This window comes from Streptomyces sp. NPDC052701, assembly GCF_040678355.1.
GTDB lineage: Bacteria > Actinomycetota > Actinomycetes > Streptomycetales > Streptomycetaceae > Streptomyces.
In genome coordinates, this window is the sequence record NZ_JBFATO010000001.1 from 97,466 (window position 1) to 116,856 (window position 19,391).

At 74.6% G+C, this 19,391-nt stretch carries 15 protein-coding genes and 1 pseudogene; 6 read left to right on the forward strand and 10 right to left on the reverse strand.

Translation table 11 applies throughout. The annotated features are described in order from the left end of the window. Positions 1-177 precede the first annotated feature (177 nt). Positions 178-1,110 carry an aminoglycoside phosphotransferase family protein gene (locus AB0L29_RS00450; RefSeq protein WP_365821748.1) on the forward strand — a complete coding sequence of 311 codons (933 nt, stop codon included), beginning with the start codon at positions 178-180 and terminating at the stop codon, positions 1,108-1,110. A gap of 232 nt (positions 1,111-1,342) precedes the next feature. Here the strand turns inward: AB0L29_RS00450 and AB0L29_RS00455 are convergent, their stop codons facing one another. Both AB0L29_RS00455 and uppS read right to left on the reverse strand, forming a co-directional pair. Then, positions 1,343-2,287, reverse strand: a complete 945-nt coding sequence (locus tag AB0L29_RS00455; RefSeq protein WP_365821750.1) for a hypothetical protein — start codon at positions 2,285-2,287, stop codon at positions 1,343-1,345. A 437-nt stretch (positions 2,288-2,724) separates the two neighbouring features. Beyond that, positions 2,725-4,485 (reverse strand): polyprenyl diphosphate synthase, encoded by a 1,761-nt coding sequence (gene uppS, locus AB0L29_RS00460; protein ID WP_365821752.1) that lies wholly within the window; start codon positions 4,483-4,485, stop codon positions 2,725-2,727. Between the two features lie 875 nt (positions 4,486-5,360). Here uppS and AB0L29_RS00465 point away from each other — a divergent pair. From AB0L29_RS00465 to AB0L29_RS00485, 5 genes are all read left to right on the forward strand, one after another. After that, on the forward strand, positions 5,361-6,053 hold the full coding sequence (locus AB0L29_RS00465) for a hypothetical protein (RefSeq protein WP_365821754.1): 693 nt from the start codon (positions 5,361-5,363) through the stop codon (positions 6,051-6,053). A gap of 355 nt (positions 6,054-6,408) precedes the next feature. Then, the gene (locus AB0L29_RS00470; RefSeq protein ID WP_365822653.1) at positions 6,409-7,017 is read left to right on the forward strand and encodes a sigma-70 family RNA polymerase sigma factor; all 609 of its coding nucleotides are present in this window, start codon (positions 6,409-6,411) and stop codon (positions 7,015-7,017) included. A gap of 232 nt (positions 7,018-7,249) precedes the next feature. Beyond that, positions 7,250-7,888 (forward strand): PAS domain-containing protein, encoded by a 639-nt coding sequence (locus AB0L29_RS00475; RefSeq protein WP_365822655.1) that lies wholly within the window; start codon positions 7,250-7,252, stop codon positions 7,886-7,888. Further along, the gene (locus AB0L29_RS00480) at positions 7,885-8,862 is read left to right on the forward strand and encodes a threo-3-hydroxy-L-aspartate ammonia-lyase (protein WP_365821756.1); all 978 of its coding nucleotides are present in this window, start codon (positions 7,885-7,887) and stop codon (positions 8,860-8,862) included. The genes AB0L29_RS00475 and AB0L29_RS00480 overlap by 4 nt, the downstream gene beginning before the upstream one ends. Before the next feature lie 133 nt (positions 8,863-8,995). After that, the gene (locus tag AB0L29_RS00485; protein WP_365821758.1) at positions 8,996-9,355 is read left to right on the forward strand and encodes a cupin domain-containing protein; all 360 of its coding nucleotides are present in this window, start codon (positions 8,996-8,998) and stop codon (positions 9,353-9,355) included. A gap of 57 nt (positions 9,356-9,412) precedes the next feature. Here AB0L29_RS00485 and AB0L29_RS00490 read toward each other — a convergent pair whose 3' ends face one another. The 8 genes and pseudogenes from AB0L29_RS00490 to rhaI all read right to left on the reverse strand — a co-directional run bounded on the left by AB0L29_RS00490 (position 9,413) and on the right by rhaI (position 19,213). Beyond that, a complete protein-coding gene (locus AB0L29_RS00490) occupies positions 9,413-10,633 on the reverse strand; it encodes an ABC transporter permease (protein ID WP_365821760.1) in 1,221 nt (406 codons plus the stop codon). A gap of 50 nt (positions 10,634-10,683) precedes the next feature. Next, positions 10,684-11,193: pseudogene (locus AB0L29_RS00495) on the reverse strand (ATP-binding cassette domain-containing protein); the annotation flags it as partial. 115 nt (positions 11,194-11,308) lie between these two features. After that, positions 11,309-11,968, reverse strand: a complete 660-nt coding sequence (locus tag AB0L29_RS00500) for an LUD domain-containing protein (RefSeq protein WP_365821762.1) — start codon at positions 11,966-11,968, stop codon at positions 11,309-11,311. Next, positions 11,965-13,524 (reverse strand): LutB/LldF family L-lactate oxidation iron-sulfur protein, encoded by a 1,560-nt coding sequence (locus AB0L29_RS00505; protein WP_365821764.1) that lies wholly within the window; start codon positions 13,522-13,524, stop codon positions 11,965-11,967. Before AB0L29_RS00505 ends, AB0L29_RS00500 begins: the two co-directional genes overlap by 4 nt. Then, on the reverse strand, positions 13,521-14,276 hold the full coding sequence (locus tag AB0L29_RS00510) for a (Fe-S)-binding protein (protein ID WP_365821766.1): 756 nt from the start codon (positions 14,274-14,276) through the stop codon (positions 13,521-13,523). The genes AB0L29_RS00505 and AB0L29_RS00510 overlap by 4 nt, the downstream gene beginning before the upstream one ends. Positions 14,277-14,344: 68 nt before the next feature. Beyond that, a complete protein-coding gene (locus AB0L29_RS00515) occupies positions 14,345-15,745 on the reverse strand; it encodes a rhamnulokinase family protein (RefSeq protein ID WP_365822657.1) in 1,401 nt (466 codons plus the stop codon). Between the two features lie 125 nt (positions 15,746-15,870). Further along, a complete protein-coding gene (locus tag AB0L29_RS00520) occupies positions 15,871-17,910 on the reverse strand; it encodes a bifunctional aldolase/short-chain dehydrogenase (protein ID WP_365821768.1) in 2,040 nt (679 codons plus the stop codon). A 142-nt stretch (positions 17,911-18,052) separates the two neighbouring features. Next, entirely contained in the window at positions 18,053-19,213 is a 1,161-nt protein-coding gene (rhaI, locus tag AB0L29_RS00525; RefSeq protein WP_365821770.1) for an L-rhamnose isomerase, read from the reverse strand. Positions 19,214-19,391 lie beyond the last annotated feature (178 nt).

Here is a 19,391-nt window from a genome sequence, read left to right on the forward strand (position 1 = left end):
GCGTCCCGCCCGGCCCCGGACGGCCGCCCGGGACCGGGGCCGTGCGCCGGACGGTGGATCCGGACCCTGCTTCCTGGCCCGGGTCACTTCCAAAGGCGCACTGTGCCATCCCTTGGTGTGAGACCTGCTCCACCTTGGGCTTGGTGGCTGCGGCGGGCCCGCGCGTAGGGTGCCCGAATGATTGCGTTACCAGAGGAGTTCGCACAGGGCACCGTCGACCGCGAGAGGGAGGCCGGGGCGGTGTGGCTCGCCGAGCTGCCCGGGATCGTGGAGGAGTTGCTGGGGCGCTGGGGGTGTGTGCCGGACGGCGAGGTCATGCACGGGGGTGTCGGCGTCATCGTTCCGGTACGGCGGCGGGCTGAGGAGCGCGCCGTGCTGAAGGTGTCGTTTCCGCATCCCGGCAATGTCCATGAGCCGGATGCGTTCGTTGCGTGGGGCGGGTGCGGCGCCGTCCTGCTGCATGAGCGCGACGACGAACGATTCGCGATGTTGCTGGAGCGGGTTCAGCCGTCGACCTTGGCGGAGGTCGAGGACGGCGACGAGGTGGTGGCGGTCGCCGGGCGGCTCGGTCGCCGCCTGGCCATCCCCGCACCGCCCGGCCTGCCCCGGCTGCGTGAGCAGGCCGATGCCTGGGAGGAGCAGCTGTGCAAGGACGCCGAGGAGCTGACACACCCGCTGCCGCGTCAGGTGCTGGACGCCGCCGTGGTGACCGTTCGGGAGCTGGGTCGGGACCAGCCGGACACCCTCGTCCATGGCGACTTCCACGCCCGGAACATCCTGCGTGCCGACCGGGAGCCGTGGCTGGTTGTCGACCCCAAGGGGTACGTGGGGGATCCCGCCTACGACGGCGGCACCCTGCTGAAGTCCCGCGCGTTGACGTTTCTCGAAGCGGGAGACCTGCGCAAGGCTGTCCACCGCGCCCTGGACGTCTTCGCCGAGGCCGCGGAACTCGACCGTGAACGCGTCCGGCGGTGGGCCCAGTTGCATGCCGTCCAGGCTGCGTTCTGGGGCCGGCGCCACGGTTTTCGTATCGCCCGCGGCGGACCACGGCTGGACCGGCTCACCGGATTCGCCGACCACCTGGCGGAGTTGCTCACCGAACGCCGGTAGAGCGTGATGGTGCCGCACGGACCGAGAACTCCCAGGTCGCGGTCCACCTCGTCCACGTCGGCGCCCGGCGACACGCGGCAACGGACCGGGAGTTGTACATTCCGTTCCGCGGTCCGCGGCTACCGGTCCTCCCCGCGGATCACCGACACCTCCGGCGCCCGCCCGTGGCGCGCCCACGTCACCCCCGACCACGGGCCATTGTCGGGGCTCTCCCTGCCGGCCGCAGGGCCTCTCACGAATCGGACCAGCGGATGGGATGACCGGACGGGCCCGTGGTGAGCCAGGATCCGTCTCCGAGAGGCTGGACGTCGTAGGGGTTGTCCGCGCGCGCGTCGAACTCGGCCTGGATCTCGCCGGAGCGCGCATCGACGCGGTAGTGGTGGAACCACTCCCGCTCGTCCTCGGTTTCGCCGGCGACGGTGACGATGACGGTGTCCGGGCTCAGGTAGCCGCCGCTCCACTCCACATACGCCTCGTCCGGGTCGTGGCCGAAGGCGTCGAGTGAGAGGGCGAACGCCACCTCGCCCTCGGGATAATCGTGGATGGCCATGTCGGCCTGCTCGTGGTGAACGGTCATGAACCGGCGCCCATCGGGCGACAGGCCGATCAGACACCGGTCGTCCCAGGGATAGGAGAAGAGGTCCATCCCGGCCTCGGTCAGCGACGCGCGGTAGATGACCGAACCATCCTGTCCCTCTCCGACATCAAGCAGGACATGACCGCTCGTCCGGTGCAGCAGTTGCTGGCCACCATGTCCGACGGTCCGCAGGTCCGCCTGTGCGATGACCGCTCCGGATCCTGCGTCCAGGGCAACCCACTGATCGGGCCGGCCGCGGCCGGCCAAGGCGTCAGGCCGGTAGACCCAGACCACACCTCCGTCCAGCGACAGCACGCAGCTGGGCCGGTGTCCGCGTCGCTGAACGGCCTGCGGCTCAAGGCTCGATCGCCATACTTCGGCTCCGTCCGTCGTCACACAGACGACTGCGTCCAGGGTGGTGTAGTAGGCGTGCCGAAGGCCGGCGGCAACGGTGTGGTCGACGACGTCGTCCCCGGGAGACGGCCGAAAGGCCATGGCGGGTGACAGCACGCCCCTTTCATCGGTGGCCAGGTCGTAGGCACAGATGTGTCCGTCGACGAGTCGCGTGATGATCTCGTGGGAGCGCTGGGATCGAGCCATGTCCCGGAGGTTAGCGTCCCAGCCGCGGGATCGGCTTCTGCTCGCTCCACGGGCGCCTGGACACCACCGTTCCCGGTGGCCGACTGGTTTTCCACGTCTTCGCCGTGCTCGCCGAGTCCAACCGCGAACTGATCGTCTCCGGCGCCCGTGAGGGCTCGGACGCCGCCGTGCCGGCGGCCGGCCCGCCGTCGCCACCCCTGGGACCATCCGGACCGCCCGGGACATGTTCCCCAGCCCCGGGAACTCGATCACCTCGATCGCCGAGCTGCTCACAACCGGCTGACTGCTGTCGCTCCCGGTCGTTCCGGTTCTCCCCAAGGGCCGCGCCGGGCCCCGACCCGAGTACCCCGAGTACATCCCGTACGCGGGTCAGGGCCCGGCACGCCGAGCGCACGGGCCCGACGCCGCCGGGCGGGCGACGGGAGGTCGGCGACGGGCTAGAGCGGGCCCGCCGGGCTCCGGGTGAGCACGGGCGCGGCCCCGTGGCGGCGCTGGCGCGCACCGTAGGCGGTGACGGCCTGCCACAGGTCGCGCCGGTCGACGTCGGGCCAGTGGTGGTCGGTGAAGTACAGCTCGGCGTAGGTGGCGTGCCAGGGCAGGAAGTTGGAGGTGCGCTGCTCGCCGCCGGTACGCCACAGCAGGTCGACGTCCGGCAGGTCGGCGGAGGGGAGGCGGCGCGCGAAGTCGCGCTCGCCGATCAGGTCGGGATCCACCTCTCCGGCGCGGGCGGCCCGGGCCAGTGCCGCCGCGGCCCGGGCGATCTCGTCCCGGCCCCCGTAGTCGACGCACACGGTCAGTGTCAGGCCGCCGCGGTCACGGGTGGCGTCCTCCTGCCGGCGCAGGGCCTCGACCAGGTCCGCGGGCAGACGGCCGGGGCGTCCGGACCAGCGCAGGCGCACGTCGAGTTCGCGGTAGGGGGCGGCGTCGATCTCGTCGCGCAGGGCGCGGAGGATGGCGCCGACCTCCTCCGGGTCGCGTTTCCAGTTCTCGGTGGAGAAGGCGTACACGGTCAGGTGGCGCAGGCCGATCTCCAGGGCGCCGTGGACGGTTTCGTGCAGGGCGCGGGTGCCGGCCCGGTGGCCCTCGTGGCGGGGCAGGCCGCGCTGCTGCGCCCAGCGCCCGTTGCCGTCCATGACGACGGCCACGTGGGCGGGCATCCGGTCGGCCGGGATCCGCGGGGGCTGCGCACCGCTCGGGTGTGCCGGCGGCGGCCGGAAGCCGGAGACCGGGACCAGGCGGGGTCCGGCGGGCGCGGCGCCCGGGACGGCCGGGCGGGGCGCGGGGCCGGGAACGGTCAGCGGCGTCAGGCGCCAGGCAACGGCCGAACGCAGCCGCGCGGGCGCGAGGACGCGGACGCCGGCGGCCGGGTGCGGGCGGGGCGCGGAGCGCAGCAGTGCGGGACCCGCCGCGTCCACTGCGTCCAGCTGGGCGCGCAGCAGGCCGGCCATGGCGCACAGGACGACGGCCGGGCCCGGGTGCATGCCGTGCGTCAGACGGGGCTGGGTCACCCAGCGGCGGGCCAGACAGGTCAGGTGCGCGGTCAGGCCGGCGACCGCCTCGCTCCAGCGAGCCCGCAGCAGGTCCTCCTCGGCGCCGGGAAAGCGCGCCAGGGCCTCCTCGGGCAGGAGGAGGTCGCCCTGGGCCAGGTCGGCCGCCAGGTCGGTCAGGATGTCGGTGAGCCGGAAACCGTCGAGGAACCGCTCGTAGCCGTCCTGGCAGTCCAGGCGCAACGCGACCGGCACCCCGGCCCGGTCGAACAACTCCCGCACCTGCTGGAACCAGGGCATCAGGTTGCCGCGCCCCCAGGCCCGCCACGCGGCCCAGTCGGCGAACCTGCGGCCCGCCGTGTCGTCCCGCACCACGCTCAGCGCCCCGCACAGCCCGGCCAGGTCCAGCCGCCAGCGCAGCACGGTGTCGACCAGGGCGTGCCGGACGGGGTCGCTGCCGGTTCCCGCCGCCAGGTCGCGTTCGAGCCCGGCGATCCAGGCCTCGACGCGCGCGGTGCGCTCGGCGACCGTGGCCCGCCGGTCGTCGGCCAGGTCGTCGACGGCGTTCGCCGCCGCCCACAGCGCCCAGCACGCGGGACGCAGGACACCGGGCAGCAACTGGATCAGCGCGAACTCGGCGGGGTCCTGCCGCCGGGTCCGGCGCCGGCACAGCTCGTACGCCGCGCGCAGGGCGGGATCGTCGCCGATCACCGACCGGGCCGTGGCCGGCCCGCTGAACGCACTGCGGTTCCGCCCCGTCTGCGGAGCACTGCGGCGGTCGGAAGGGAGGGGTGGTGTCGCTGGCACGTCCGTGACAACGACGCGGCTGCGGCCAGGTGGCGATGTGACCGGCAAAAGGGGCGGTTCAGCGGCGCAATCGGGTGCACGGGCCCGGGTCCCGCGCAAGGGCCGGCCCGGGCGGTGGCCCCGCCCCCGGAAGGCGCACGGCCTGCCGGCCCGTGCCCGCTGCCGCCCCGGCCGGCGTGCGGAGCCCCGGGGCACCGCGCCCGCGTGCGCCGGCGCACGTGCTCCGGGCTGCCCACCGCCCGGGCGGGGAGCCACGAGGTCCCGCCCGGGCCGGGCCTACGCGGCGGTCAGCAGGGGCGCCCGGTGTAGAAGGCGCCGTCGATCTCGCCGGCGGTCCGCCCCCGCCGGGGATGCCGTACGACCCGGGCGACGGCTTCTCCGTGTGCCCGGGCGGCGAGGACGACGCCGAGCCGCGCGGCTGCCGGGAGAGGCGGTCCGCCGGCGTCTCGGGGTCCGCGCCGCCGGACTGGGGGGCAGATGCGGGCCGACGTGTTCCCGGCCGGGGGCCCGGCCGTCCCGGAGATCCGCCGGAAGGGGCCTGGGGAGCCGGGCGGTGACGGTCGTCGTGGCCCGTGCGCCGAGGGGCCCGATCCCGCCCGCCCGCGGACCCGGCCGGCGCCCCGCGCCCGGACCTGGACCTCCCCGGCGAAGCCCTGACCGGCGCCGGAGCGCCCGGGACGGCGCCGGGCCGCGGTTCCCCCGGCGCCGCGTGAGCGGACTCCGGCCGTTTTCCGTACCCCTGGGTGCAAGTCCGGGTCCGGATGCGAGGATGAGGCGCCATGACTGCAGGGTGGTGTGCTCGCACGGTACGGGCCGCGGTGTTCGCGGCCGTCTGTGTGGTGCTCGCGGCCCTGGGCCACGCCATGATGTCCGGCGACCACGTGTCCCCGGCGATCCTGGTGGCCGGCTGGGCCGCCACCGGCGTCGCCGGGTGGTGCCTGGCGGGCCGCGAGCGCGGGCTCGTGGTGATCACGACCGTCGCCGTGGCCGCCCAGGCGCTCCTGCACTCGGCCTTCTCCCTCGCACCGCCGGCGCCCGTCACCGGGGCGCCCGTCGCGCCGATGACGGGCGGCCCGGGCGCCGTCGACGCGGCCGCCGCCGGCCACGACATGGGCTCCCTGCTCCGCTCGGCGCACCTGGCCGTGTCCATGGGCACGGAGCACGGCGCGGGTGCCCATCTCGGGCACGCCACGGGCGGCGACTCGTCCCCGGGCATGCTCGCCGCCCACCTGCTGGCCGCCCTGCTGTGCGGTCTGTGGCTGGGGTACGGGGAGCGGGCGGCCTTCCGCCTCCTGCGCGCGGTGGGCGGCCGGCTGACCGCACCGCTGCGGCTGCTGTTCGCCCTGCCCGCGCCGCCGCACCGGCCGGGCGTGCGCGTGCGGCGGGCCCGTTCCGACCGGGCCCCGCGTCTCCTCCTCCTCGTCCACGCGATCACTTCCCGGGGTCCGCCCGCGGGGGCCGCTGCCGCCTGACGGCAGCCGGCACACCCGGGGCCGCCCGACTGCGCCCCGGGTCGCGGCCGTAGGCCCGCGCCGCCGTCCGCGGACACGTCCGGACGGGGCCGAGGGCCGTCGTACGGCCGTACTCCCCGCTCTCCGGACCACGCGTCGACGCGCACCCGCCCCGTGCGGGCGGACGCGCGGGCACACCCGCGCGCGTGCGTGCCCACGACCCGTGGCCCGGACATTCCGAGAAGGACATCCGGTGATCACTCCTGCCCTGCCCGCCCCGCGCGAGAGGACCCGCACCTCCGCGCCGGCGGCTTCCGCGTCGGCCGCTTCCGCGTCGGCGGCTTCCGCGTCGGTGGCTTCCGCGTCGGTGGCTTCCGTGCCGGCCGCCTCCGTTCCGTCCTCGTCCGCCGCGTCGGCCGACGAGTCGACGACCGCCTGGGCGCTGGCCGCCCGGGGCGGCGACCCCGACGCCATCGACCACTTCGTGCGCGCCCTGCACCGCGACGTCATCCGCTACGTCGCCCACCTGTCCGCCGACCCGCAGGCGGTGGACGACCTGGCGCAGGACACGTTCCTGCGGGCGCTGGGCAGCCTGCACCGGTTCGAGGGCCGTTCCTCGGCGCGGACCTGGCTGCTCGCCATCGCCCGGCGCGCGGTGGCCGACAGTCACCGGTACGCCGCCGCACGGCCGCGTCCGGCCGACACGGCGGACTGGCGGCTCGCGGTCGAACTCGCCCAGCCGTGCGGCCTGCCCGGCTTCGACGACGGCATCGCGCTGCTCGACCTGCTCGCCGCGCTGCCGGAGGAGCGGCGCGAGGCGTTCGTCCTCACCCAGATGCTCGGCATGCCGTACGCCGAGGCGGCCGCCCTGAGCCGCTGCCCGGTGGGCACGGTCCGCTCCCGCGTGGCCCGCGCCCGGGCGACGCTCGTCGCCCTGCTCGCCGAGGCGGAACAAGCCGCGCCGGCCGCCCTGGCGGTGGCCTGACGTGAAGGGCCGGCGCCCGCGGGACGGGCGCCGGCCCCCGGACCGACCTCACCCGTGCCGACGGCCGGCACCCTGCTGGACTGCCAGTCCAGTGGCTGGACGTGTAGTCTGGCGCCGGATGCGGCGAGAGGAGCGGCCCATGACGGCCGAGCGGAATACGGACCCGCAGTGCGCGGCGGGTGCGGAGCGGGATGCGGACGCGGACGCGGAACGGGACGCGATCATCGCCGCGATGACCCCCGTCGTAGACGGGATCGCGGCGACCCTCGGGCCGCTGTGCGAGGTGGTGCTGCACGACTACCGGCGTCCGGAGGCGTCCGTGGTCGCCGTGGCCGGTTCGGTGACCGGGCGGACCGTGGGCGGGGCGATGAGCGAGATCGGCATGCGCGTGCTCGCCCGCGGCGCCGAGGCGGCCGACGACCTCAACTACCTCACCCGCACCCGCGGCGGGAGGCTGGTGAAGTCCTCCACGATGGTGCTGCGGGACTCCGCGGGAGCCGTGTTCGGCGCCCTGTGCCTCAACCTGGACGTCACCGCCGTGGGCCAGGTCCACAGCCTGCTCGGCACGCTCGCCGGCCTGGACGGCGCCCCGGCCGAGCCGCCGACGACCACCTTCGGCAACGACATCGACTCGGTGGTCGACGCCCTGGTCGACGCCCACCAGGTGCGACAGCGGGGGAGCTGGGCGGAACTCGACCGCGCCGAGCGCGTCGAACTGTTCCGCGGCCTCGACGCCCGGGGCGTCTTCGCCGTGCGCCGCGCCGTCGAGCAGGTCGCCGCCCGGCTCGGCATCTCCCGCGCGTCCGCCTACCACTACCTCTCCCTGGCCAGGGCCGCGACCGGCACGACACCCGACGGAGGATCCGCGTGACGACCACCACCCCGCCCCTCACCCTCGACGACGTCCGCGCCGCCGCCGCGCGGCTCGAGGGCGTCGCCCACCGCACCCCGGTGCTGCGCTCCCGCACCCTGGACGCGCTCGTCGGCGCCGAGGTCTTCCTCAAGTGCGAGAACCTCCAGCGCGTGGGCGCCTTCAAGTTCCGCGGCGCCTACAACGCGGCCTCCCGTCTCACCCCCGGGCAGCTGGCCCGGGGCATCGCCGCCTACTCGTCCGGCAACCACGCCCAGGCCGTCGCCCTGGCAGCCCGGGAGCTCGGCACGACCGCGGTGATCGTCATGCCGGAGGACGCCCCGCCGTCGAAGCGGGCGGCCACCGCCGGATACGGAGCGGAGATCGTCACGTACGACCGCTACACCGGTGACCGCGTCGCCATCGCCGAGGCCCTGGCCGCCGAGCGCGGCCTGACCCTGATCCCGCCCTACGAGCACCCGCACGTCATCGCCGGGCAGGGCACCGCCGCCCTGGAACTGCTCGAGGAGGTCGGCGAACTGGACGCCCTGATCGCGCCGGTCGGCGGCGGCGGACTGATCGCCGGCAGCGCCACCGCGGCCAAGAGCCTGCACCCGGGGATCAAGGTGATCGGTGTCGAACCGGAGGCCGGGGACGACACCAAACGGTCGCTGGAGGCGGGCCGGCGGGTCAGCATCCCCGTCCCGCACACCATCGCCGACGGGCAGGCCCTGCACACCCCCGGGGAGCTGACCTTCTCCGTGAACCGGCGGCTCCTCGACGAGGTCGTCCTCGTCGGCGACGACGAGATCCGCGACGCGATGCGGTTCGCCTTCGAACGCCTGAAGACCGTCGTGGAGCCCAGCGGCGCCACCCCGCTGGCCGCGCTGCTCACCGGCCGCGCCGGCCGCCTCCCGCGCCGGGTCGGGGTGATCGTCTCCGGCGGCAACGTCGACGCCGAGCGCTTCGCACGGCTGTGCGGCCGGGGGGAGTGAAGGGCCGTTCCCCCGAATGGCGGCCCCGGCTTGACGGACGGACGATGAAGTGGTGGGCGGGCTGCCGCCGTGCCGCCCGGGCAGACGGAGACCGGCCCGGGCCGCGGGGAACGCGGCCGGAAGGAGGAGCGTCATGCTGGAGGTCAAGACGCTCGACCAGCCCGACGAGCGGCGCGATTTCCCCCGGGGCCACCTCGAAGCCGTCCACCTGAGCGGGCTGGACTTCGCCGTGGCCACCTTCGAGCCGGGCTGGCGCTGGTCGGAGTCGGTGGCGCCGATCGCCGGGACCGGCAGTTGCATGGTCCACCACAACGGCTACATCGTGCAGGGCCGCCTGCGCATCCGCATGGACGACGGCGCCGAGAGCGAGGTCGGGCCCGGCGACGTCTTCGTGTGCTCGCCGGGGCACGACGCCTGGGTCGTGGGCGACGAACCCGTCATCGCCCACGACTTCGCCGGCCAGATGGCCCAGGAGTACGCGAAGGCCGAGTAGAGCCGAGTGGAGCCGAGTCGAGGAGTACCCGGTCCGGGCGGGCACCCGCCCGTCCCGTCACGCGGCCGGGGCGGCCGCCCGCACGGCCGGGACGCGCAGGACCCGCCGCGCCGTCACCAGGCTGGTGCCCAGCATGACCACCGCCGCGACCGAGGCGACCGCCGCCCAGACGCCGGGCAGATGGCCCGGCAGGACGTCGTCGCCGCGCACGACGGTGAACGGGACGATCCCCGCCAGCGCCGCCAGCGTGCCGAAGAGGACACCGGTGACCGTCAGGACCGCCGCCTCGGTCCCCACGACCTGGAGCACCTGGCCCGGGGTCGCCCCGGCCAGCCGCTGCTGGCCGAACTCCCGGACGCGGTAAGCGGTGGCCGCGTACAGCGAGTTGACCAGCATGCGGCAGACGAAGACCGCGATGACGCCGACGACCGTGAGGTTGAGGGTCTCCAGGGTCTTGGCGTCGGTCGACTTCACCGTGCCCGAGGCCGCCACGGCGTCGCTCTCCACGGCCTGCATCGTGAGCGTGGCCGTGGCGACCGCCGTGAACAGCATCAGCGACATCAGGATCCCCGCCAGGTGCCCGGCCCGCTCGCGCAGGTTGCGCACGGCCAGCCAGCCGCCGGCCCCGATCTGGGGCAGCCGGTCCGGCAGGGCCGTCAGCAGCCGCGGCGCCGGCAGCGCACAACCGGCCGCCAGCAGGATCGTCCCGTACACGGGCGGCGTCATCAGCGCCTCGTCCGTCGCCGAGAGGGCGAAGGTGGCCGACACCGACGCGGCACCGGCCAGCAGCGCCGCGCAGGCGAGGAACGTCCGCGCCCGGCCCCGCCGCCGCGGCCCGCGCGTCGCCCGCCGCACGGCGGGGAACGCGGCGCCCGCCGCCGCGAGCAGCGTGATGCCGACGCCCGTCGTGAGCGCGACCGGCCCGAAAAAGTGCTCGACCGATCCGGCGACCTGGCCGCTGTCCCGGAACACCTCCAGCAGCGCCCGCCCGCCGAGCACCGCCGGGCCGACCGCCAGCCCCGCCCCCACCAGCGCCACGGCCACCGCCTCACCCACGACCATCCGCCTGATCTGCGCCGGGGTGGCTCCCGAGCAGCGCAGCAGCTCCATCTCGGCCGTCCGCTGGCGGACGTTGACGGTCAGCGTCGAGGCGACGGCGAAGAACACCAGCAGGGTGCCGTAGCCGCCGACCACGCTCGCCGCGGTGGACAGGGTCTGCGCGCTCGTGGAGTCCACGCCGGGCTGCCCCGCCGTGTCGTGCAGCGACTGGAACGTCATGGTGATCGCCGCGCCCAGGAAGGCGGACAGCAGCGTCGCGAGGAACCGCCCGCGATCGCCACGCGCTGGCGCTGACCGCCGGAGAGCTGGCCGGGCCGGTGGCCGAGCCGGTCGCCCAGGCCGATCGCCGTCAGCACCTCCCGGACCCGCCTCCGGTCGACGCGCCGCCCGGCGAGCTTGAGGGGCAGCACCGTGTTCTGCACGACGGTCAGCGTCTCCAGCAGGTTGTACTGCTGGAAGACGAAGCCGACCCGGCCGCGCCGGAACCTGGTCAGCTCCGCCTCGTTGCCGCCGGTCAGCTCGGTGCCGTCCACCCGCACGATCCCGCTGTCGGGCCGTTCCAGCCCGGCCGCGCACTGCAGCAGCGTCGACTTGCCGGACCCCGACGGCCCCATCACCGCGGTGAAGGTGCCCCGCTCGAGACCGAGCGTCACCCCGTCCAGGGCGGTCACGGCACGGTCGGCGCTGCCGTAGCTCTTGGTGACCTTGACCAGCCGCAACGCCTCGGGGGCGGGTCCGGTGTCGTGTGTGGGCCGTGAAGTGGTGCGGAACATCGTCATCACCTTCCGTGCGGCACGCCCTGTCCCCTGCCGGAGACGCTGCGGAAGGCACGGGGCGGCGGCACGGGGTGCAGTGCCCGTATCGCGGGCTGGACCCAGTACCACCCCGGTGGGGTCAGGCCCCGCTCACCAGCACCACTTCCAGGGTGCGCGGCCCGTGCACCCCCTCCACCCGGTCCAGTTCGATGTCACTGGTCGCCGACGGGCCCGAGATCCAGGTCGACGGACGGACCGGGTCCAGCCGTTCCAGGGCCTGCGGGACGGAGGAGACCACCTGCTCGGGGACGCGCACGACACAGACGTGGTGGTCAGGGACGAGCGTGATGCGGCGGCGGCCCTGGCCGGGGGAGCCGTCCAGCACGATCGTGCCGGTCTCGGCGATGGCCAGGGCGCACGCCGTGACCACGCTGTCGACGCGGTCGAGCTCGCGCGGCGTGCTCTCGGCCCGGTCCGCGATCCGCTCGGCTCCGCTGCGCGCGAGCCACTCCCGGTCCAGGCCGGACGGCACCAGCACCGTCCTCGCCCCCCGGGCGGCGAGCAACCCGGCGATCACCGAGGGGAGTTCGCCGACGGTGCAGCGGTGCACGAGCGCCCGGTAGTCCGCCAGGTTCTCGGCCAGCAGGTCCACCGTCTGCTCGACGCTCCGTTCGCCGTGCTCCCGGAGGTAGCCCCGGGACAGGGCCCGTTCGTACGGCGTGTCGTCCCGCGGTACGTCCGCCAGGGCGCGCCGCACCCGGCCGAGGATCCGTTCCCTGCTGCTCGGGTGGCCGCTCACCTGTCGCCGTCCTTTCCGCCGTGTGTGCGCCGCCACCAGTCGCGGAACGGTTCCGCGGGCACCGGCGGCAGATCCCGCGTGCCGCTCCACGCCCGCCCGGGGCCCGGCAGCGAGCGCGGGTGGAAGCGCCGGGTCCGGGACGCCAGCCGCTGGCCGGTGCGCAGGGCGCCCGGACGCGTGAGCGTCCAGCGGGCCGCGCGCATCGCCGCCCGCTCGGCGGCGTGTCCCTTCGCGGGCCGCAGCACCACCTTGTTGCCCTCCCGCGTGACCGGACCGCCCTCCACCACCCGTTCCCTCAGGTGCACCAGCACCTCGGGGATGTCGATGGCGACCGGGCAGACCTCGTAACAGGCCCCGCACAGCGACGAGGCGTACGGCAGCGAGGCGTCGATCCCGCTCGCCGTGCCCCGCAGCTGGGGGCTGAGGATCGCGCCGATCGGGCCCGGGTAGACCGAGCCGTAGGCGTGCCCGCCGGCCCGCTCGTACACCGGGCAGACGTTCAGGCACGCCGAGCAGCGGATGCAGCGCAGCGCCTGGCGGCCGACCTGGTCGGCGAGGGTGTCGGTGCGGCCGTTGTCCAGCAGCACCAGGTGGAAGGCGCGCGGCCCGTCGGCCGCCCGGGGGTCCGTCGTCCCCGTCCACATCGAGGTGTACGGGTTCATGCGCTCGGCCGTCGAGGAGCGGGGGAGCGTCTGGAGGAAGACCTCCAGGTCCCGCCAGGTCGGCACGATCTTCTCGATGCCGACGACCGAGATCAGCGTCTCGGGGAGCGTGAGGCACATCCGGCCGTTGCCCTCGGACTCCACGACGACCAGCGTGCCGGTCTCGGCGACCATGAAGTTGGCGCCGGAGACGCCGACCTTGGCGCGCAGGAACTTCTCCCGCAGGTGCAGGCGCGCGGCCTCGGCGAGTTCGGCGGGCGCGTCGGTCAGGTCCTCGGGCGCCGGACGGCCCCACGCCCCCATCTCGGAGCGGAAGACGTCCCGGATCTCGCCGCGGTTGCGGTGGATGGCGGGGACGAGGATGTGCGAGGGCCGGTCCCTGCCCAGCTGCACGATGAGCTCGGCGAGATCGGTCTCGTAGGCGCGGATGCCCGCCGCTTCCAGGGCCTCGTTGAGCCCGATCTCCTGGGTGGCCATCGACTTGACCTTCACGACCTCCGACTCGCCGGTCTCCTTGACGAGTCGGGTGACGATCCGGTTGGCCTCCTCGGCGTCGACGGCCCAGTGGACCGTGCCGCCCGCCGCCGTCACCGCCTCCTCCAGCTGCACCAGGTAGCGGTCCAGGTGGCGCAGCGTGTGGTCCTTGATCCGCTTGCCCGCCTCCCGCAGCTCGGCCCAGTCCGCCAGCTCCCGGACGGCCTTGGCCCGCTTGGCGCGGATGGTGTGGGTGGCGTGCCTGAGGTTGGCACGCAGGGTCGCGTCGTGGACGGCCCGGCGCGCGGCCTCGGGAAACGCAGGGTGGGCGGGTGGGGGAAACGCAGGGTGGGCGGGTGGGGGAGACGCCCGGTGGGCGGGCGGGGGAAACCCCGGCATCCCGACGAACGTTCCGCTCATGCCGCCGGTTCCTCCTTCGTGCTCGCCAGGATCTGCGCGATGTGCACCGGCCGCATGCCGGTCCGCAGCCGGGCCATCGTGCCGCCGATGTGCATCAGGCAGGAGTTGTCGGCCGCGCACAGCACCTCCGCGCCCGTGGCGGCGGCGTTGCGCACCTTGTCGGCGCCCATCGCCGCGGAGACGTCGGCGTTCTTCAGCGCGAAGGTGCCGCCGAACCCGCAGCACTCCTCCGCGTCCGGCAGCTCGGCCAGCTCCAGCCCCTCCACGGCCCGCAGCAGCCGCCGGGGCCGGTCGCCCAGGCCCAGGCCGCGCAGTCCGTGGCAGGTCGGGTGGTAGGTCACCCTGTGCGGGTAGTACGCCCCGACGTCCGTCACCCCCAGCACGTCCACCAGGAACTCGGTGAGCTCGTACGTCTTCGGCACCACCGGCGCCAGGGTGGCCGCGAGGGCGTCCCCCCGTCCCTCGGCCCTCGCCCGCTCGCCCATCCGCGGATACAGCTCCCGCACCATCGCCCCGCACGACCCGGACGGCGTCACGATCGCCTCGTACTCCCCGAAGACATCGCAGAAGTGCCGGGCCAGGGGCTCCGCCTGGTGCCGGTAGCCGGTGTTGTAGTGCGCCTGCCCGCAGCAGGTCTGGGCCAGGGGGAAGTCGACCTCGACGCCCAGCCGGGTCAGCAGTTTCACCACGGCGCGTCCGGTGTCCGGGTAGAGCGTGTCGTTGACACAGGTCAGGAACAGGGCGACACGCATCGCGGCTCCTTGTGGTCGATCTTCGGATGAGAAGCGTAGTCAGGGGCGGGAGCCCGGGGGAGACCCCGTCACCCTCCGGCGAGCCGGGCCTGCGCGGCCCGCCACCGCCGCGTGCCGCCCCGCGGCTCGTACCGCGTGAGCGGCTGCGTGCGGGCCAGCAGGTCCCGCATCCCGGCCAGGTCGCCGACCAGCCCGTGGGCCCGGGCCTGCACGAGGACGTTGCCGAGGGCGGCGGCCTCGGCCGGGCCCGCCACCACCGGCAGCCCGCAGGCGTCGGCGGTCAGCTGGCACAGCAGGGCGTTGCGCGTGCCGCCGCCGACCACGTGCACCACGTCGACGGGGTGGCCGGCGAGGCGCTGCGCGTCCTCGACGGCCCTGCGGTGGGCGAGGGCCAGGGAGTCCAGGACGCAGCGCGTGACCTCGGCGGGCGTCCGCGGGACCGGCTGTCCCGAGGCCCGGCAGGCCTCGGCGATCCGCTCCGGCATCCGGCCGGGCGCCAGGAACGCCGCGTCACCGGCGTCGACCACCGACCGCAGTACCGGCACCTCGGCCGCCTCCGGCAGCAGCGTGTCCAGGTCCGGCCCGCCCCAGGCCCGCACGCACTCCTGGAGCAGCCACAGGCCCGTGATGTTGCGCAGGTAGCGGACCGTGCCGTCCAGGCCGAGCTCGTTGGTGAAGTTGGCGGTCCGGCTCTCCTCGGTCAGCACGGGCGCGTCCAGTTCCAGGCCGGCCAGCGACCAGGTGCCGGTGCAGATGTACGCGAACCGCTCGCCGCCGGCGGGCACCGCCGCCACCGCGGAGGCGGTGTCGTGCGACCCGACCGTCGTCACCGGCACCGGCCCGGCCAGACCGGTCTCCTCCAGCACCTCCGGCCGCAGCACGCCCGCCGGGTCCCCGGGCCGCCGCAGCGGCGCGAACAGGGCGAGGTCGATGCCCAGCCGCTCGGCGAGGCCGTACGACCACTCCCGGGTGCGCGGGTCGATCAGCTGGGTCGTGGAGGCGTTGGTCAGCTCGGTGCCCTGCTCGCCCGTCAGCCAGTACGCCATCAGGTCCGGGACCAGCAGCAGCCGTCGCGCCGCGGCGAACCGGGCGGTGGAGCGGGCGGCGGTGAGCTGGTACAGCGTGTTGAAGGGCGCGTACTGCAGGCCGGTGGCCGCGTACAGCTCCTCGGCGGGCACGGTCGCCCACACCTTCTCCGCGGCGCCCTCCGTGCGGCCGTCGCGGTAGTGCACGGGGTTGCCGAGCAGCGCCCCGTCGGCGTCCAGCAGGCCGTGGTCCACGGCCCAGCCGTCGATGCCGACGGAGTCGAGCCGCCCGAAGGAGGCGCCCGCCGCCCTCAGGCCGTCCAGCACGCCCGCGTACAGCGCGAGGACGTCCCAGCGCAGCCCCTCGGGGATCCGTACGGGCCGGTTGGGGAAGCGGTGCACCTCGGTCAGCTCCAGGCTGCCGGGGCCGACCCGGCCGACCATGACGCGCCCGCTGGACGCGCCGAGGTCGACCGCGGCGTACGACTTCACCGGTCCCGCCGGGATCGTGCCCGTCGTGCCCGTCGCGCCGGTCGCGCCGGTCGCGCCGGTCATCCTCGTCACCCCCGTCACCGCAGGAAGGCGGCGGCGACGCCGGCGTCGACCGGCACGTGCAGTCCGGTGGTGTGCGTGAGGTCGCCGCCGGTCAGCGCGAACACGGCGTTCGCGACGTGTTCCGGCAGCACCTCCCGCTTGAGCAGGGTCCGCTGCGCGTAGAACTCGCCGAGCTTCTCCTCCGGCACCCCGTACACGGCCGCCCGCTGCGCCCCCCAGCCGCCCGCGAAGATCCCCGAGCCGCGCACGACCCCGTCCGGGTTGACGCCGTTGACTCGGATCCCGTGCTCGCCGAGCTCGGCGGCCAGCAGCCGCACCTGGTGGGCCTGGTCGGCCTTGGCCGCGGAGTAGGCGATGTTGTCGGGCCCGGCGAAGACGGCGTTCTTGGAAGCGATGTAGACGATGTCGCCGCCCAGGCCCTGCGCGATCATCACCCGGGCCGCCTCGCGCGAGACGAGGAAGGAACCGCGGGCCATGATGTCGTGCTGCAGGTCCCAGTCCTTCGCGGTCGTCTCCAGCAGCGGCTTGGAGATGGAGATGCCCGCGTTGTTCACGACCAGGTCGACCCCGCCGAAGGCGAGCACGGCCGACTCGAACGCCTCGGCGATCTGCTCCTCGGAGGTGACGTCCACGGTCACGGCGACGGCCCTGTCCGGCCCGCCCAGCTCCTCGGCGACCGCTGCGGCGTTGTCCCCGTCCAGGTCCGCGACCACGACGCACGCGCCCTCGGCGACCAGCCGCCGGGCGACGGCCCTGCCGATCCCGCTGCCCGCGCCGGTCACCAGCGCCACCCGGGCCGCCAGCGGCCTGGGCCCGGGCATCCGCCGGAGCTTGGCCTCCTCCAGCGCCCAGTACTCGATGCGGAACTTCTCCGACTCCTCGATCGGCGCGTACGTGGAGACCGCCTCGGCGCCGCGCATCACGTTGACGGCGTTGACGTAGAACTCGCCGGCCACCCGCGCGGTCTGCTTGTCCTTGCCGAAGCTGAACATGCCCACGCCCGGGACCAGCACGATCGCCGGGTCGGCGCCGCGCATCGCGGGGGAGCCGGGCCCGGCGTGCCGGGCGTAGTAGGCGGCGTACTCCTCGCGGTAGGCGGCGTGCAGCTCCTTCAGCCGGGCGATCGCCTCGTCCAGCGGAGCCGTCGGCGGAAGGTCCAGCACCAGCGGCCGCACCTTCGTGCGCAGGAAGTGGTCGGGACAGGAGGTGCCGAGCGCGGCCAGCCGCGGGTGCTCGGCGCGCGCGAGGAAGTCGAGCACGACGTCCGCGTCGGTGTAGTGCCCGACCTGCGGCCTGTCCCGGGAGGCGACGGCACGCACGTACGGCGCCAGCGCCGCCGCCCGCTCCCGCCGCTCGGCCCCGGGCAGCGGCTGGTACCCCTCGACCACCGGCCCGAAGGGCTCGGCCTTCCCCCGCTCGGCCAGGAACGCCTCGGCGGTGCGGATGATGTGCAGCGAGTTGCGCTCGCACTCCTCGGAGGTGTCGCCCCACGCCGTGATGCCGTGCCCGCCGAGGATGCACCCGACGGCCCGCGGGTTGGCCTCCTTCACGGCCGCGATGTCCAGGCCGAGCTGGAACCCGGGCCGCCGCCACGGCACCCACACCACCGTGTCGCCGAAGCACTCGGCGGTCAGCTCCTCCCCGTCGGCCGCGCACGCCAGCGCGATACCGGAGTCGGGGTGCAGGTGATCCACGTGCGGGGCGTCGACGAGTCCGTGCATCGCGGTGTCGATGGAGGGCGCCGCGCCTCCCTTGCCGTGCAGGCAGTAGTCGAACGCGGCGACCATCTCGTCCTCGCGTTCCACCCCCGGGTACACGTCGACGAGCGCCCGCAGCCGGTCCAGCCGCAGCACGGCCAGCCCCGCCGCGGTCAGTGTCCCGAGGTCCCCGCCGGACCCCTTGACCCACATCAGCTCGACGTCGCCGCCGGTGACGGGATCGGTGGCGACGCCTTTCGCGGACGCGTTGCCGCCCGCGTAGTTGGTGTTGCGCGGATCGGAACCGAGCCGGTGCGAGCGGGCCAGGAGGGCGGCGGCTTCGGGGTGGGGTGTCATGGGGAATCAGTTCCTTTTCGACGGATCCGGCGGAAGGGTGCGTGCACGGGGGAGCGGAGAACCGCGCGGCCGGCCGGGGACGGCCCGCGGCCCGCCGCGGACGTGACCGGGCGGACGTGACCGGGCGGACGTGACCGGGCGGTCAGGCCCCCCAGCCGGCCTGCCGCCCGCCGACCCGCTCGGCGACGATCTTCTCGGCCCACCCGGACCGGCGGTAGGCGCCGAGGGGGTCGGGGTCCAGCCCCATCTCCTCGCGCACCTCGGCCAGCAGCGGCCGCACGTCCGTGCCGTACGCGTCCATCAGCACGGCGTTGGCCCCGAGCACGTCGCCGCGGGCCTGCGCGCCGGCCAGGGCGGCGCGGTCGACCAGCAGCGCCTTCGCCGTCGCCTCCTGCACGTTCATCACCGACCGGATGATCGCCGGGATCTTCGCCTCGATGTTGTGGCACTGGTCGAGCATGAAGGCGACCTCGGGCGTGAACCCGCCCCCGCGCACCACCTCGTACATGATCCGGAAGAGCTGGAAGGGGTCGGCGGCCCCGGCCATCAGGTCGTCGTCCGCGTAGAACCGCGAGTTGAAGTCGAAGCCGCCGAGCCTGCCCTCGCGCAGCAGCGTCGCGACGATGAACTCGATGTTCGTGCCCGGCGCGTGGTGCCCGGTGTCGACGACGACCTGCGCCTTCGGCCCGAGCTTCAGGCAGTGGGCGTACGCCGTGCCCCAGTCGGGGACGTCCGTCGTGTAGAAGGCCGGTTCGAAGAGCTTGTACTCCAGCAGCATCCGCTGCCCCTCGCCGAGCCGCTCGTACACCTGCGCGAGCCCTTCGGCGAGCCGGTCCTGCCGGACCCGGATGTCGTCCTGCCCCGGATAGTTCGTCCCGTCGGCGAACCACAGCTTGAGGTCCCTGGACCCGGTGGCGTCCATGATGTCGACGCACCGCAGCAGGTGGTCCACGGCCTTCCTGCGCACGGCGGCGTCCGGGTGGCAGACGCTGCCGAGCCGGTAGTCGTCGTCCTGGAAGGTGTTGGAGTTGATCGCGCCCAGCCTCACCCCCCGCTCCTCGGCGAACCGGGCCAGCGCGGCGTAGTCGTCGACCTCGTCCCACGGGATGTGCAGCGCGACGGTCGGCGCGACCCCGGTGAACTCGTGCACCTTGGCCGCGTCCTCCAGCTTCTCGCGGGGCGTGCGGGGAACGCCCTGCTGGGCGAACACCTTGAAGCGCGTGCCCGAGTTGCCGTACGCCCACGACGGCGTCTCGACGGCCTGTGTCTTGAGGGCGGCCTTCACCGCGGCGAGCTCGGTCACGTCAGGACTCCTGTGACATCGGGTCGTAAGACCACTGAGTGAAACGATTCAGAAGGGGAAGCTATGGGCCGGTGCGAGGGGTGTCAACCCCTCGCGCCGAGCCCTGTTCCCGTGACCCTCGCGTGGCCTACTGCTCCCGAAAAGTTTTCGATCCGGACCCATTGACGTGACATGCGGG

Bases quoted from the DNA above. Each gene is read 5' to 3' on its own strand.
- AB0L29_RS00450 (WP_365821748.1), top strand. From the start codon at position 178: ATGATTGCGTTACCAGAGGAGTTCGCACAGGGCACCGTCGACCGCGAG.
- AB0L29_RS00455 (WP_365821750.1), bottom strand. From the start codon at position 2,287: ATGGCTCGATCCCAGCGCTCCCACGAGATCATCACGCGACTCGTCGAC.
- AB0L29_RS00465 (WP_365821754.1), top strand. From the start codon at position 5,361: ATGACTGCAGGGTGGTGTGCTCGCACGGTACGGGCCGCGGTGTTCGCG.
- AB0L29_RS00475 (WP_365822655.1), top strand. From the start codon at position 7,250: ATGACCCCCGTCGTAGACGGGATCGCGGCGACCCTCGGGCCGCTGTGC.
- AB0L29_RS00485 (WP_365821758.1), top strand. From the start codon at position 8,996: ATGCTGGAGGTCAAGACGCTCGACCAGCCCGACGAGCGGCGCGATTTC.
- AB0L29_RS00490 (WP_365821760.1), bottom strand. From the start codon at position 10,633: ATGACGTTCCAGTCGCTGCACGACACGGCGGGGCAGCCCGGCGTGGAC.
- AB0L29_RS00505 (WP_365821764.1), bottom strand. From the start codon at position 13,524: ATGAGCGGAACGTTCGTCGGGATGCCGGGGTTTCCCCCGCCCGCCCAC.
- AB0L29_RS00510 (WP_365821766.1), bottom strand. From the start codon at position 14,276: ATGCGTGTCGCCCTGTTCCTGACCTGTGTCAACGACACGCTCTACCCG.
- AB0L29_RS00515 (WP_365822657.1), bottom strand. From the start codon at position 15,745: ATGGTCGGCCGGGTCGGCCCCGGCAGCCTGGAGCTGACCGAGGTGCAC.
- AB0L29_RS00520 (WP_365821768.1), bottom strand. From the start codon at position 17,910: ATGACACCCCACCCCGAAGCCGCCGCCCTCCTGGCCCGCTCGCACCGG.